Raw genomic sequence first — 15,015 nt, 5'->3', positions numbered from 1 at the left:
CACCTTACACCACACTTACACACCTGATAGTGCGCGTATTACATATTCTAACCCATGACCAGATGCTCATGAAATGTCGCAAAACAAGCAGACACTCCACACTACATCGTTTGCCGGATCAGCCCGGATCCAGCAAAGGCACGTCGGACTCAAAGGTACTCCGGACGACGCAGAACGAAGTCCCTTTTATCGACTTGTTTTCCTGCCACATGTGGTTTCCTTGGAGCAGTTTAACCAGAACGTATCCTTCATCAGTATAATTCAAGATCGAAATCACGGTGTTCATTGGGAAAAATTATCAGCCATGATTCGAGTATATTGCGCTCATTCAGTAAAAACCATGTGATTGGATTGCTCGATTTCGTCTTGCGAGATGGTATGTGGTCGTCCTTCGTACACCTCAAGATGCACCTGAGCATTCAACTCTTCCAAAATACGAACACTTTCCCTCACCCGTTCAAGCGGTACATGCGGGTCGGGATCCCCGGTACCAATAAAAAAAGGTGTTTCGGCAAAATCACCGGAATAGTTCTGTTTATACAGCTTGTTACCAATCAACCCTCCGGTCAGAGCAACCACACCACCCCATTTTTGGGCATGACGAGCCACAAATTCCAAGGTCAGACACGCTCCTTGGGAAAAACCCAGGAAGTAAATATTTTCAGCAGAGATCCCTTGTTTCGTGACATCATCTACCACTTCTTTGAGTAGATCAAGCGCAGAAGAAAGCCAGGGTTCATTTTGTTCCGGTTTGGCCATAAAAGAATACGGGTACCAGGTATTGTTCGTTGCTTCAGGAGCCAGCAGCGCATATTCGCTTACATTTAAGTGTGCAGCAAGTCCGAGAATTCCACGGACATTGGCTCCCCGGCCATGAACCATAATGAGTACTTTTTTGGCTTCATCCAAAGATTGACCGGCGTTGTGGACATTTTTTTTGTGCATGATCGTGTGGTTTACGTTTTTAATTCTGGTAGACCTTGCACGATCTGATCCCGCATAGCTTCATATTGATTTGGTAATTGCAACGAACTACCCAGATTTTCAACCGTTTCATCCGTGGCAAACCCCGGATTGTCGGTGGCTATCTCAAATAACACGCCACCCGGTTCCCGGAAATAGAGTGAAAAGAAATAATCCCGGTTTATTTTTTCGGTAATGTGAAGGCCACGTGCCACAATTTTCTTTCTGTATGCCATCAAAGTTTCCTCATCTTTAACCCGAAATGCCACATGGTGGTTCGTACCACCTGCATTTAACCCTCGTGGCGCATCCGGCATTTCCAGCAAATCCACAATGGCGGCATTGTCCACCGCACTGGTTTGATAACGGGAATATTTCTCTTCCTGTTCGATCAACTGATAATCAAAAACATCCGTGAGGATGGCAGCCGTGGCGTCAATGCTGTTCTGGGTCAGCGTGATGGTGTGAAACCCTTTCAGCGCCACATCATTTTTCACTTCAGCCGTCTCCCAGCCCTTGCGTTCATCGTTGTGTTTCGTTTCAATCAGGTTGATCCGCAATCCATCCGGATCCTGAAAAGCGATGTATTTCTCTCCAAACCTTTCTCCCCCCTCGTCGTACCGGACTTGATACTTTTCGAATCGTGCTTTCCAAAACTCCAGGCTGTCCTTCGGTACCGAGTACCCGATTTTTGTGGCCATGCCGGCTCCGTTCTTCCCTTGCCTGACATTTCGCCACGGGAAAAAGGTCAGAATGGTTCCAGGACTACCTTCTTCGTTTCCAAAGTAAAAATGGTAGGTCTGTGGGTCATCGAAATTAACGGTCTTTTTGACCATCCGAAGACCGAGAACCTTAGTATAAAAGTCGTAATTCCGCTGTGCATCGCCAGCAATAGCAGTAATGTGGTGTAATCCGAGTATTCTGTCCATAATTTATTTTAAAGTTTTTCTGTTTTATTTCCGGTGAAACAGTCGATCGTCCAAGGAAAACTTTCCCGGGCCGGTTAGCGTCAATGCTATAAAAGCAAACAGGTGAAATAATACAAGGCCAAAGACCAACCTGAGAATCAATAAAATGGTATCATGCCCCCTTTTCCAATCTCAGATTAAAAAACTTGAAGCCGTTTTCATTACTTATGGTATAAATAGGTATCAACTACTTTTGCTTACGCCAAAACGTCACCTATGCTCTTATCCCTGTCGAATCTGCTTTTTGCGTAAGGACATAATGGGATGATTTTTAAGTTGTTTTTCCGCGCATATTCCACCCCTGCCATCACGAGTCGCCTCCCAAATCCTTGTCCACCGAATTTTTTCTCCACGCCCGTGTGGTCAATTATAAATTTTTTCGTTCCTGCCCAGGTGTAAGTCATTTCTCCGGCAAACTCTTCATTCTCATAAATGATAAACCGTCCTTTTTTCCCGTTATCCTCTTGTTCTATTGCTGCCATATCTTTTGTTGGATTTTTTATTTTGTGCCAAATAACGGATTTTCATCAGGGATAAATTTACGTGACTTTATAGTGGTGGACGTTGATCTATGTTAAGAAGTTTGAGGCAGGAAATCATTACTTAAAGAAACTAAAAATTTTAGAAAACAGTTTTGTATATCATTGATTCAACAGAAAAAAACAGTTAAATGTTTATCCATGAACTGGTACGTCAGCGCTTAAACCTCAAAAATTGCGACCAAGCCATTGTACCACGAATCTTACTCTTTTGATCTCAACACTACTGATTGACGAAGTTCAGAGTGATTTTTTCCCATGTTCTGCCTCTCATCAAATAAGTACTTGTGGTCGTTAATTAGCTATGCTCCGATTCTTTAACTTTCCAGATGACAGGTAAGTGCCAGTGGTATTTTACCGATAAAAGACGGAATACAACGATCGTAATGAGACAAATGACTTCAACCGGCATGGTAGGCACACCCACCTTGAGCAATATGAAAAAAACTATACCTCCAACAATACACGTTGTCGCATAAATTTCTTCCTGGAAGTTGAGTGGTATATTACTCAAAGAGATATCTCTAATCACTCCTCCAAAACACGCAGTAATGGTTCCGAGTGCGATCGAAATCACCGGATGCAATTCCAGCGCAATACCAGTCTGTATGCCTACGATCGAAAAAAGCCGAGCCCGATGGAATCAAAGAACAGGAGGACATTGTGATAGTCTTTTATGACGCCTCTAAAAAGTAACGCAACGATGGTACTCAGCAATACAACCACTCCTGAATTCAAATCAAGCATCCAGTTTACGGGCAATTGCCCCACCAAAACGTCCCGCAATGTTCCCCCGCCCAATGCGGTAATGAAAGCAATAATAAAAATTCCGAAGACATCCAGCTTTTTTTCCATGGCAGCATAGATCCCTGCAAAACTGAAAGCTGCAGTGCCGGCAACATCTAAAATTTTTAACGATTCCGTTCGTTTTTAAACCGTGCTTAATTTAAAAAGATTATTCCATCTTTTCTAGTATGCCTATTCTAAACTCGCCTGACGATGGAACCGCTGGTGGATCCAGTGGTCAAGGGACAACTTGCCTGCTCCTGCCAAAGCAATAAAAAAGTAAATAGAGGCATAGAGCAAAGGCAACTCTTGTTTCCTGAAAGGATCATCTATATGATGAATCAGCGCAGCCACTAGCATGGTGATAAGCAATGGAATGGCGGCCAGACGTGTTCCCAATCCGAATATTAATAGAATAAATCAGAACACTTCAGCAAAGATGGCCAGCACCAATGATGCTGTTGCGCCTATGCCAATCGGGTCAGAAAACTGAATGGGGCCCTCTCCAAATAATCTTTCAAATTTACCCAAGCCATGGGTCAGCATTAAAATTCCGACGGCAATACGAAGAACCAGCAATGCAAAGTTAATATGTGCAGCGTAATTGCCAGGATTGAACGTGTTTTTAATCATTTGTGTTATGTTTGATAAATTTCCAAATAGCTCCGTTTTTGGTGGTCCATTTTTCCAAGACTCCCTCATCAGAAAGATCATTCAGCACCATTTCACTTTCATTTCTGGGCGTTCCGGATAGCTCAGAAAACTCCTTAGCGGTCAGCGTCGCATATTTTGTAAAAAGGGTTCTCCAATCTTTACTGTATTCGCTTTTTGAGGCCTTCGGATTCAACTTCAGAATAGCCATTTCATAAAATGCATACGGTCTTGTACCGTAAACAAATTCTTTATTCCCCGACTCGTCAATAAAGGAAACAGAAGGGAATCCTCTGACACCCATATCATTCGCCTTCGTCAAATCTTCTTCAAATATGGCCGTGGCCTGCCCTTCATAGTCTATTCTCAACTGCTCCACTTGAAGACCTACGGCTCTGGCTGCAGCGGCCAAATGCTCCCACTTCGTAATGTTTTTCTTTTGTAGGAAAACCATTTCCCGTATTTCGCGAAGAAATAAAATGGCTTTTTCTTTATCTTGCATTTGTGCCGCTTTGAATGCGATAGAGGGCGGGTACGATGATTCCAAAGGGTCTTCCAACCATACATCTCCGTCAATAGGCATATCGTAATGAATACTCACTTCGTCCCAGTGGTGAGCCACGTCCGATGGTTTTCCGATACCTCCACTGTTGTAACTCCAATCCGGTAATAACCCACCCATTCTGTATTCGATATCAAGATCATTACCGTATTCCAATTTGAGTTTACGCAGTTGTGGTTCGATGCCCCAACACGAAGAGCAAATTGGGTCGGTATAATAAATGACTTTTATGGATTTCTCACTGGATTGCACATCGGTTTTAGATATCGAACCCATACTTCCATCAGATGTTTCACACATCCCCGTTTCGATGTCACACAATAATGGATTATTAATAATATTTTCGTTATTCATTTTTTTAAATTTTTGATTGTCCCACAGAAGGCTTATTGCTAAGAAGATATTTAAAAGCAAGTGGTTACGTCACGCTCTATTGAGGATGACATCCTACATAATCTTAGCTCTGCATATTAAGTACTCCCGATCATATTATCATTCAACACTAAGCTTACTCTGAAAAATCAGTTTTTTGTTTTATTAGCCCGTGCCTTTAGGCCGGGTATGATAATGTAAAATAATGATGGGCTTTAGCCCTGAGTGCTTTGTGTTTTACATGGCTAAAGCCAATATGGTCGGCATGATAAACACCCCGGGCTAAAGCACCGGGGCTAATCATTTTAAAATATGATTTTCTGGAGTGGACTCAGCACTTAAAAACTATAAAGCTTAAAATGTTGACTAATTGAAATTTTCTGTTGCTCACTCTGCAGTCGCAAATTGGGCGTGAATCAATATATGTACATCCTTCCCAACACCAGCGGCCGTCGGGTCAAAATCAATATTATAATCAAATCTATTGATGGTCGTTTTGGCTTTCACGCCTAGTTTTTTTCCTTGATCCGTCTCGACGGTCCCACCATAGTGTACATCAAATATCACGTCTTTCGTTACATCTTTTATGGTCAGCTTACCATACAATAAATAGTGGTCGGGTTTACCGGTCGGTAAGATTTTTGAACTTTTAAAAGTCATATTCGGGTATTTTTCAACCTCAAAGAAATCAGCACTTCTTAGGTGGTTGTCCCGATCTTCAACATTGGTATTGATGCTATTCACTTTAACGGTAAAATCAACTTTGGCATCATTCAATGCTTCCCCATCTGTAGTTAGATTCCCGGTGTATTCCAGGAATTTTCCATTCACAATACTTATACCGGAATGTGAGATGTTAAAATTTAGGGAGGAGTGGTAAGGGTCAACCTTCCATTGAGTCTGTGCAAATGAGCTTACCGCAAGCAATACCAATGCAAATAATGAAATAAGATTTTTCATAATATAAAAATTTATTGTTTTGTAAATTGAGTTTCACCTGTAGGCCACGTGGTTTTCCTACCAAATGCTACCTGTTTGTTTAACACGGTATGCAGTCATTCAGGTAATGAGTGTGACCTTTTCTTATAAGTGCAAAGATATCATCGAGTGGAGGGGTTGAGGTAATAGAATTTGGACAATGAGTTGTAAAATCAGGAAAGCAGGCTCATCATTTCTTCCCGAAACTCGGAAGGTGTCTGGCCTGTCCGCTTTTTGAACACATTGGAGAAATAGGATTTTTCATTGTATCCCAAGTCAAATCCAATTTCAGAAATATTCTTATCTGTTTGCAAAAGTTGATTTTTGGCTTCGATAAGCTTTCGCGTTTCAATAATCTCGCTAACGGTTTTTTGTAGTATATTTTTACAAATCAAGTTCAGATTTCTGGCCGACATAAATAGCTTTTCGGCATAAAAATCCACCCCCACCGGTCTGTGGTAGTTCTCTTCAAGAATTTTCAGAAAACTTTGCAGGGTTGAGTTTTGTGTTTTCTCCAATCCGTGGTCATCTGAAGTTAATTTTTCCCTTTCTGACTCGATCATGACGAACAAACCATTTAGCAAATGCCGCACTACACCCAGATCCGGACTTTCCTGTTGCATGGCGGCATCTATGGTTTCGCAGAGTGCTGCCAGGTGACTGAAACAATCTCCGCCTTGTAACTTCAGGGTCGCCTGATCGTGGTAATAACTATAGAGCTGAAAAGTAGTTTCGGGGATAAACTCACTTTGGAAACGAAGTACCCACATGTCGCATTGTCCGTTCTTTAGTTTTGGGATAATGCGATGCACCTTCCCTTTGGTCACAAAACTTACAAAGGGCGCTTCAATGCGAGTCGTCTTGAAATCAATAAAATGCTCTAACTCACCCGCCATCCCTACAATCAACTCTTCGTAATCGTGCTGATGGGGTTCATCAGGCGAAGCAATTATTCTCGCGGCTTCCTCATTGTCAATTTTAAAAATCTTGAAAAGCTGATTCATATACTCTAAGTTAGGAATTTAACTGGTTTTAGGGAGAAATGGTTCACTAAAATTTTATGAGGGATAGGAGGAGTCTATACCGCCGCGCACCCCTCGTGTGCGCTAGTTATAACTTCCAATATAACATGTATTCAGATTGAATTTCCAAAATCATTGATAGCAAGGGTTCAAGAGTTTTCTTTTCTACCCCCTTTTATTAATCCATATGTTTCAAAAATGTGTACTCTTTAATCGTAAACTCTCTACTCAGCTTCGTAACTTGAGTAGGCACGGAACCCAAGTATTGATAATAGAATATATTACTGTGATCTAATGCTCATGTTCCCCAAGTCGTTGTAAATTTCTTCCACCCATTGATACGATTCCGGAATTTGGCCGAGCAGAGTCAGATTCCCCGGAAACTGACAAGCAACCACCTGAGGCAGATCCGTGATTCGAAGGCAATTCAACATTTCCAAAGCAGGGCCGCGTCCTTCGGGATCGCTTTCTACATCCTGCGTCGCTGGTGGATTCTCCAGAGTCAGCGACTTAATAGTTCCATCCAACAAAGCTGCATACGCCGCAACGACGGCCATCTCACCGCGTGCAGCCAGATGAATGTTCGCTGGATCCACCCCTTCCAATGTACGAAGGTACTGAAGACTACGCAGAACATCGTACACCCGCATGGAGGCAATTGTACGACCGGTCCAGGCCGATGCCCGGCGGATGTGCCATTTTTGATTTTCCGCCCATCCCGTCTCCCCGATCCCCCGGGCTTCAAAATAGGCGATGTTATAATCATTGTTATGCCCTCGGGCCAGATGATGTGATGCCCATTTGGTTTCATTGGGATTATTTAGGATTAATACAACCGGGGTTGATTCTTCAGATGGACGGGCTGTTCTTCTTACATCTAGCTTTAAGCGCCATCCCTTTTCCGACACAAAGCTGTATATCTCCCGACCAAATTTCGAAAAATTTCGTGTAGAGAATTCCAATTTTGCTTCGAAAGGTACCGGCTCCTCAGGGAAGGCTCTAAAGGTTTTGGCTTTTAGTTGGTCTGTAATCCGTTGTCGATAAGCGTTCAGATCGGCTTTGGATGAAATATTCGGAACCTCCGCCTTGGGAACAAAGGATTCCTGGATCAATTTAGTCCGATCATTTTCTGGTGGCTTACCTGAGTATACCGATAAATCAGTATCGGAAAGTACTTTTGAAACATCTATGTTACCCTGCTCTGTTGTTCCGTTTTTGTCGTTTTGCAAATGCCTTCTGAAGAAAGAAAGAATCCATGGCCGCATTTCATCGTTTTCACCGTAACTGTGCCCGCCGGGAGCTTCCTTCATTGTGATGTTATCGCCACGACCATACAGCTCATATATTTTCGAGGTCCGTTGATACAGGTCACGAACACTTTCGATCGAGTAATACCCGTCGTGCCGGGTCTGAGCTACCACAAATGGACGGGGTGCGATTAAGGCACCGATATCTGAAAAATCCCACAAGTAGGTATTGATCGGCATCATGCAATCGCAGTGGTCATCCAGGGTTTTCTGGCACACCTGGCCTTCCAGAGTTCCTGCTCCGGCTACTGCTGCAGCGGCTCGTATCCGCCCATCGAGCGCCGGAAGATACCAGCTTTGTGAGCCTCCGCCGGAAATACCGGTCACCCCAATTCTTTTTGGGTCCACTTCAGCCAATGACTCCATTAAATCAATGCCCCGGATACCGTTCCAGACCTCTACTCCGGCAGGGTTATACCCCCGGCTGTACCACTGAAACCACCCTTTTTCATAAGCACCCAAATGGTCGCCTTTTACCTCCCCGCGTTGAATGGTCTCGATGATCAGACATACGAATCCTTGCTCAGCAAAATTTCGGGCGTGAGCCTGGTAATGGTGTTTTTGTGTATGACTGTGCCCGCAAACGTATAAAATAGCGGGTGCCGCCTGGTTAAGTTTATGAGGGATATATAAATTTGCCGGAACAAATAAATCATCCATTGACTCGTAATACAGCTTCACAATGTCAAAACCATCCTGGCGTATGGTACCCACGCGCTTGTAGTATGGAGCAGGTCTTTGCTCAAAGACCGGATAACCATCCAGACCCAACATTTCTGCAAGTTCTTCTTTTTTCTGCTTCTGAACTCTCTTCCATCCAGAAAGATCCTGGATGGTATCCAAGGACCGGGATGTAATGGCGGCCGCCTCTTTCATCAAATAATGACGTATATTATTGGATTGATCAGGTGTTGTATATTTCGACCCACCTGGATACTGGGTAAAACAAAACACGGGAAGTGTCAGTGTGAGGATAAAAAAGAATATTTTCATAGATATTTATGTTTTAAAGCCTCCTATTACACCAACGATTTTCACGTAATAGCAAGCAATGGAAACAACCCAAACCAAAAAATAAACAACAAAGAAAGTACAAGCAAACCATCGATGCGCTCAGGAATTTTCAGACCGAACGCATACCAGACCGTCTTGTAAAGCAAGAGCATTCCATGAGGCAGGATAAACCAAACAGCGGTAGCATACAAAGAGCCGATATCTGGCAACTGCCACCACCACAAGGTGACCAAGATGGTGGTCGCTGTGATGGCCATGGAGATACACATCGCAACCTTCTTTCCAAAACGAACCGCCACGGTCTTCTTGTCGATTGTCTTATCTGCTGCATAGTCCGGGATCCCGGCCAGGATGATGGCTACCACAATGCTCAAAAACAAGGGAACACTGATCATCCATGGAAATGGATCGAACACATCTCCCCCCTGAAACAGAAATCCGCACAACATCACCCCGATGCTGTGCGTCAATCCCACATCGATCTCACCCAGGGTTCGATATGACAATTTTAACGGAGGCGCCGTATAGCCCAACGCTAATATGCTGAGCAGAGCAATCACCGCGACCGGCACAATACCCAGATTCGCCATATAAACAACCAGAAGCCCCAGAAAGCCAGCCAAAAATAGGGCCGCAATGCTCCCTTTTTTCAACTGGCCCCGGGTGAGATCACCATCCACAAGCACCCGTGATCCACCGGTAAAAGGACTGTAATTCTTGTTCACCTCATCACTGGGATAATCGTGGTAGTCATTATTGAACACGACAGCGACCTCCAGTAAAAAAAGGAATGCATAGCCCAACCAAAATATCCAGGCATCAAAAGCGTGTCCGAGATATGCCGCACTGAACCCGCCGACCGCATAAGACACCCACGTCATCGGATAGAACTGAAAGCGAATCGCTTTGAGCCAGGGCATCATTTTGAACCACAGCTTTTCCCAGGATGTCAATACGCCGGATTCCAGTTTTTCACCTTCGCGTCGGACCCGGCGGAGCCATTTTCGACGCTTATCTTCAGTGGTGTAGGAAATGGGAGAAAAACCCAAAAACCGGACTGGTTTTATTCCACAATAACCTAATGTTCCTTTGCGCATCGCGTTGGTCCCGGGCGCATGATAGAGAAATCGATAAACCAAGATGGGCGTGTCCATCGTCGTGATCAGCTGAGCTGTCTTCCCCTTCAAAAGTGGGATCCAGTCTGTATTTCGATCCTTTTCTTCAAAAGCAAACCCCGGCAAAAGCAGCCGATCCAGAAAACCTTTTAGCAAAGCCGGCATGGTGGCCCACCAGGTGGGATAGACAAATACCAAATGATCCGCTTCGGATACACATTGCCGGGCATAATCCAGATCGGGTTCCGAAAATTGCTTCCGAAGCTTTTGAGTAGTAACATGGATGTCAAACTCCAAGTCATAAAGCTTCAGATAAGTGACTTCGACGCCAGCCGCCCGCGCACCATCCATGTATGCTTCTGCCATAGCTTCTGCAAAACTATCCGGTCGAGGATGACCCAGAATCACTAAAACCTTCATAAGGTATTTCGATTTTATTCCTACTCAAGACCATCAAACAACCCGCCGGAGTGTTGTTGAGGGATCGGCTTCCCAAGGTGTTCATAGGCTTTTTCCATGACAATCCGTCCCCTGGAAGTTCGCTGAATAAAACCTTCCATAATCAGATAGGGCTCATAGACCTCCTCAATGGTTCCAGCTTCTTCACCGACCGCCGTACCAATGGATCCGATGCCCACGGGTCCACCCTGAAACTTGTCGATGATGGCAGACAAAATCTTATTATCCATTTCGTCCAACCCATGGTCATCCACCTGCAATGCGTCCAGGGCATACCGGGCAATGGCCAGATCAATTTTTCCGGATCCTTTTATTTGCGCAAAATCACGAACCCGTCGCAACAAAGCGTTGGCAATACGTGGCGTACCACGACTTCGTCGCGCTATTTCCCGTGATCCTTTTTCATCCACTTCCACCTGCAGCAGCCCGGCGGACCGCTTTACGATACGTTGCAAAGTATCGTGATCATAATAATCCAGGTGAAAATTGATTCCAAACCGCGCTCGCATGGGGGCACTGATCAATCCCATCCGGGTCGTAGCACCGACCAGGGTAAAGGGGTGCAATGAAATCTGAATATTCTTGGCACTGGGCCCACTTTCGATCATGATATCGATCTTGAAATCCTCCATGGCGGAATAAAGATATTCCTCTACAACAGTATTCAGCCGGTGAATTTCATCGATAAAAAGGACATCTCCGGGGTTGAGGTTGGTAAGCAGTCCCGCCAGATCGCCGGGTTTCTCAAGTACTGGTCCGCTGGTAGATTTAAGTTCACACCCCATTTCTGTAGAAATAATGTAGGCCAGGGTGGTTTTACCCAGACCGGGCGGACCGTGGAGAATAACGTGATCAAGTGAATCTCCGCGCATATTAGCTGCGGCGATGAAAATCGACAGATTTTCCACCAGCTTTTCCTGTCCTGAAAAATCATTCAGACTTTCGGGCCGTAAAGCCTTGTCGATCTGTTTTTCTTCTGCTGAAGCACTTTCTCCGGTAGCATCTAAATGTGGATTCATAGAAAACAAATATAGTGTTTTTTTGCTATATCAGAACGAACGTTCAGGTAGATAACATTCTTTGTTTTACTAAGTACCACAGAGAAATTCACGGAGGAATAAATTGTGAACAGAATTGACCAATTAGATTATTAGATCTAGTGCACCAAATCAGAAATTGTATGCATTATATGAAGCGCTCCCATCCCCAACAAGTCAAAGAATTTGTGCGATCAGTTTACATTACAGATTTCGCTTGTGAATTCTTCACTTCCCACAAAGACATACTGACCTCGTAAAATAAAAATAACCACCGCCCCCTTGTATCGTATATGGGAGATCATTGGCGTAAGTAGTAAATTTTTTTCAAGCAGTATGTCCACTCTCAAAAAAAAATATGTAAGGTGAATTATGCGTGCAAATTCACTGACAAGTTGGGGTACGTACTATAGCGCTCTAAATGTAGATTATAATCAGACCTGCAGCGCAGGTCGAAGTATGTTAGCAACGGTTATTGTCAAAATATCGACCTCAGAGAGGTCGGAATGTATGCTTAGACATTGCGACTTCTCCGAAGTCGATGAATACTGCAAAACCATCTGCCTACTTACTTATGACCTCTCCAAGGTCTATTGAATCAAGCTCAAATAGGGCTTTTACAATATACCACATCATCTACCCTTGTTTTGTTACATTATTTATTTATATTTACCCTTGTTTTGTTTCAATTAATAAATAATGAACTCACTTTTTGAAAGAAATATTTGGTCTGACCTAATGCAATGGAAGCAAAACTACCAGCGCAAGCCATTGATCATTCGAGGAGCCCGACAAGTAGGCAAAACCACCATAATCAGACAATTCGGGGAAACATACAGGCATTTTATTGAATTTAATCTTGAAAAAACCGAGAATCAGAGGATCATCCAGCAAGTTGATTCTGCACAACGACTGATTGAAGTACTGTCCTTACAAAAAAATCTGTCTGCAACCGAATGGAAAGGCACCCTGCTGTTCATTGATGAAATACAGGAATCTCCAAAAACGATAGGCTTCTTACGTTACTTATATGAAGAAGTACCTGACCTCCATGTGGTCTCAGCAGGCTCTCTACTTGAACACAGACTGAAAGATGTCAAAAGCTTTCCCGTTGGCAGAGTGAATTATATGTACTTATTCCCACTGAATTTTCAGGAATATTTGAAAGGAATCGGTCACGACTTACTCCACGATCATCTGAAAACCGTGCCATTGGACAAGACCGTCCACAGCACCGTATTGAGTTTATTTCATCGATATTGTATTGTTGGAGGCATGCCCGAAATTGTAGCTCGATACAGTATTACGAAAGACCTGGCCGGATTAATTCCCACTTATGAAAGCATCTGGGATACCTATAAAGATGATGTGGGAAAATATGCGGAAAATTCAACTGAGATGAAAGTGATCAGGCATATAATGGAGACCGCACCTGCCTTGGTCGATAAGCGGATCAAATTTCAGAATTTTGGTTATTCAAATTACAAATCACGGGAAGTAAGTGCAGCCTTTCGGAGTCTCGACCAAGCTAAGGTTATCCAGATCATATATCCCAGTACGAGCACAAAGCCACCAGTCATTCCTGATTACAAGAAATCCCCAAGATTACAATTTATGGATACAGGACTGCTTAATTTTGAATTGAACATCCAGGCAGATATGCTCCTCATGGACGACCTCAATAGCGCCTACAGGGGGGCAATTATCCCTCATATGATCACCCAGGAACTGATATCAATGAATACCACCAGCTACAAAAAACCCAATTTCTGGGTCCGTGATAAAACTCAATCTTCTGCTGAAGTTGATTTACTGTATAGTAGTCAAGGTCTTCTCGTACCCATTGAAATCAAATCGGGTGCCACCGGTTCGCTGAAATCACTGCATGAGTTTATTGACAGGGCTCCACACTCTTTGGCCGTAAGAATGTATGCCGGAGAATTTAAATTAGAAAAGACCAGAACCCGAAAAGGTAAATTATTTTATCTCATGAATGTTCCTTATTATTTAGGCACTTATTTGGATCAATGCTTATCCTGGTTTATTGATAAATATGGGTAGTCACTCCTGCAGCTTTTTAACATACTAACCGTTATATCATAACTCGAATTATAGTATATTACGGATCAACATACGGAACGAACTATATGCCGATAAATAATATTTTTTTCTTGATGCTGCTTCTGCTATATACAGGCATGGAGCTTATCAGCCAAACCTACTACACCACAGATGACTACACCTCGGTCCCCAAATATGATGTCCACATTCACATCAACACAGAACGACCTGACTTTGTAGAAAAAGCCAAAAAAGATAATTTTCGGTTGATCAATGTCTCCCTCGAATATACCAAAGGTTGGGAAGACGTACACACCAAATACCACCACGGCCTCATACAACATCAAAACTTCCCGGAAACAGTACAGATGGTCACGGCTTTTGCAGTCTCGGATTGGGATGATCCGCAGTGGGAAGAAAAAGTTATCACCTGGCTGGACAGCTGTTTTGATCAGGGCGCACTCGGAGTCAAGGTCTGGAAAAACATAGGGATGGTTTCCCGGGATCAGGCCGGCGAACTCATCATGATTGATGATCCAAAATTTAAACCCATTTTTCAGTACATCCAAAACCGAAATAAAACCCTGATGGGACATATCGGTGAACCGAAAAACTGCTGGTTACCCCTCGATGCTATGACTACGAACAATGACCGGAACTATTTCCAGCGCCATCCAGAGTACCACATGTATCTCCAGCCGGAAATGCCTTCTTATCAGGACCAAATTGATGCCCGTGATCATATGCTGGAGCAAAATCCGGAGCTCACTTTTGTGGCCGCGCATCTGGCCAGCCTGGAATGGAGCGTCGATGAAATAGCAGAAAGGCTGGACCGTTTTCCCAATATGTCCGTGGAATTGGCGGCTCGTATGGGACAAATCTTTTATCAAACCTCCAAAGATCGCGAAAGGGTACGTGAATTTTTTATCCGGTATCAAGACCGGATCATGTATGGAACTGATATGGGCGACGGAGGCAATACACCCCGTGATGAGCTCCACCAGAATATGGAGAATACTTGGAAGCGGGACTGGCAATACTTTGTAACGGATGAGAAAATGGAGAGCGAACTGATCAATGCTCCTTTTCACGGACTCAAACTTCCGGCCGCAGTGGTGGATAAAATTTATTATACCAACGCCGTCCGGTGGTATGGCATCGGGGAGTAGCGGTTACATTCA

Annotated in this window: 12 protein-coding genes and 2 pseudogenes; 2 read left to right on the top strand and 12 right to left on the bottom strand. The window is 43.7% G+C overall.

The window, feature by feature from the left end:
* Positions 1-118: 118 nt before the first annotated feature.
* The 12 genes and pseudogenes from KUV50_RS08680 to ruvB all read right to left on the bottom strand — a co-directional run bounded on the left by KUV50_RS08680 (position 119) and on the right by ruvB (position 11,755).
* Positions 119-286 (bottom strand): hypothetical protein, encoded by a 168-nt coding sequence (locus KUV50_RS08680; RefSeq protein WP_222579730.1) that lies wholly within the window; start codon positions 284-286, stop codon positions 119-121.
* Positions 287-324: 38 nt separating this feature from the next.
* Positions 325-945, bottom strand: coding sequence for an alpha/beta hydrolase (locus tag KUV50_RS08675; RefSeq protein ID WP_222579729.1), 621 nt, complete (start codon positions 943-945; stop codon positions 325-327).
* A gap of 11 nt (positions 946-956) precedes the next feature.
* Positions 957-1,895 (bottom strand): ring-cleaving dioxygenase, encoded by a 939-nt coding sequence (locus KUV50_RS08670; protein ID WP_410000037.1) that lies wholly within the window; start codon positions 1,893-1,895, stop codon positions 957-959.
* A 233-nt stretch (positions 1,896-2,128) separates the two neighbouring features.
* On the bottom strand, positions 2,129-2,413 hold the full coding sequence (locus tag KUV50_RS08665) for a GNAT family N-acetyltransferase (protein ID WP_222579727.1): 285 nt from the start codon (positions 2,411-2,413) through the stop codon (positions 2,129-2,131).
* Positions 2,414-2,768: 355 nt separating this feature from the next.
* Positions 2,769-3,325 (bottom strand): annotated as a pseudogene (locus KUV50_RS19710) (trimeric intracellular cation channel family protein).
* 123 nt (positions 3,326-3,448) lie between these two features.
* Positions 3,449-3,889, bottom strand: a pseudogene (locus tag KUV50_RS19400) (DoxX family protein).
* Entirely contained in the window at positions 3,882-4,823 is a 942-nt protein-coding gene (locus KUV50_RS08640; protein WP_222579724.1) for a ClpXP adapter SpxH family protein, read from the bottom strand. Before KUV50_RS08640 ends, KUV50_RS19400 begins: the two are co-directional and overlap by 8 nt.
* 405 nt (positions 4,824-5,228) lie before the next feature.
* Positions 5,229-5,801 (bottom strand): YceI family protein, encoded by a 573-nt coding sequence (locus KUV50_RS08635; protein ID WP_222579723.1) that lies wholly within the window; start codon positions 5,799-5,801, stop codon positions 5,229-5,231.
* 191 nt (positions 5,802-5,992) lie between these two features.
* On the bottom strand, positions 5,993-6,823 hold the full coding sequence (locus KUV50_RS08630; protein ID WP_222579722.1) for a helix-turn-helix domain-containing protein: 831 nt from the start codon (positions 6,821-6,823) through the stop codon (positions 5,993-5,995).
* A gap of 299 nt (positions 6,824-7,122) precedes the next feature.
* Complete coding sequence (locus tag KUV50_RS08625; protein WP_222579721.1) at positions 7,123-9,141, bottom strand: alpha/beta hydrolase family protein; 2,019 nt, start codon at positions 9,139-9,141, stop codon at positions 7,123-7,125.
* A 41-nt stretch (positions 9,142-9,182) separates the two neighbouring features.
* Positions 9,183-10,697: an NAD(P)H-dependent oxidoreductase gene (locus KUV50_RS08620; protein ID WP_222579720.1), complete on the bottom strand. Its 1,515-nt coding sequence runs from the start codon at positions 10,695-10,697 to the stop codon at positions 9,183-9,185.
* A gap of 20 nt (positions 10,698-10,717) precedes the next feature.
* Entirely contained in the window at positions 10,718-11,755 is a 1,038-nt protein-coding gene (gene ruvB / locus KUV50_RS08615) for a Holliday junction branch migration DNA helicase RuvB (RefSeq protein WP_222579719.1), read from the bottom strand.
* Positions 11,756-12,472: 717 nt separating this feature from the next.
* On the opposite strand from ruvB, the gene KUV50_RS08610 reads away from it, so the two are divergent.
* Together KUV50_RS08610 and KUV50_RS08605 are read left to right on the top strand one after the other, a co-directional pair.
* Positions 12,473-13,834, top strand: coding sequence for an ATP-binding protein (locus KUV50_RS08610; RefSeq protein ID WP_222579718.1), 1,362 nt, complete (start codon positions 12,473-12,475; stop codon positions 13,832-13,834).
* Between the two features lie 113 nt (positions 13,835-13,947).
* Complete coding sequence (locus tag KUV50_RS08605) at positions 13,948-15,003, top strand: amidohydrolase family protein (RefSeq protein ID WP_222579717.1); 1,056 nt, start codon at positions 13,948-13,950, stop codon at positions 15,001-15,003.
* The last annotated feature ends 12 nt before the right edge of the window (positions 15,004-15,015 follow it).

Origin of the sequence: Membranihabitans marinus (genome assembly GCF_019802045.1) — a bacterium.
In the GTDB taxonomy this organism is placed as follows: Bacteria; Bacteroidota; Bacteroidia; order Chitinophagales; family Saprospiraceae; genus Membranihabitans; species Membranihabitans marinus_A.
This window is presented reverse-complemented; position numbering and strand designations above follow the sequence as displayed.

Bases quoted from the DNA above. Each gene is read 5' to 3' on its own strand.
- KUV50_RS08680 (WP_222579730.1), bottom strand. From the start codon at position 286: ATGAACACCGTGATTTCGATCTTGAATTATACTGATGAAGGATACGTT.
- KUV50_RS08675 (WP_222579729.1), bottom strand. From the start codon at position 945: ATGCACAAAAAAAATGTCCACAACGCCGGTCAATCTTTGGATGAAGCC.
- KUV50_RS08665 (WP_222579727.1), bottom strand. From the start codon at position 2,413: ATGGCAGCAATAGAACAAGAGGATAACGGGAAAAAAGGACGGTTTATC.
- KUV50_RS08640 (WP_222579724.1), bottom strand. From the start codon at position 4,823: ATGAATAACGAAAATATTATTAATAATCCATTATTGTGTGACATCGAA.
- KUV50_RS08635 (WP_222579723.1), bottom strand. From the start codon at position 5,801: ATGAAAAATCTTATTTCATTATTTGCATTGGTATTGCTTGCGGTAAGC.
- KUV50_RS08630 (WP_222579722.1), bottom strand. From the start codon at position 6,823: ATGAATCAGCTTTTCAAGATTTTTAAAATTGACAATGAGGAAGCCGCG.
- KUV50_RS08625 (WP_222579721.1), bottom strand. From the start codon at position 9,141: ATGAAAATATTCTTTTTTATCCTCACACTGACACTTCCCGTGTTTTGT.
- KUV50_RS08620 (WP_222579720.1), bottom strand. From the start codon at position 10,697: ATGAAGGTTTTAGTGATTCTGGGTCATCCTCGACCGGATAGTTTTGCA.
- ruvB (WP_222579719.1), bottom strand. From the start codon at position 11,755: ATGAATCCACATTTAGATGCTACCGGAGAAAGTGCTTCAGCAGAAGAA.
- KUV50_RS08610 (WP_222579718.1), top strand. From the start codon at position 12,473: ATGAACTCACTTTTTGAAAGAAATATTTGGTCTGACCTAATGCAATGG.
- KUV50_RS08605 (WP_222579717.1), top strand. From the start codon at position 13,948: ATGCTGCTTCTGCTATATACAGGCATGGAGCTTATCAGCCAAACCTAC.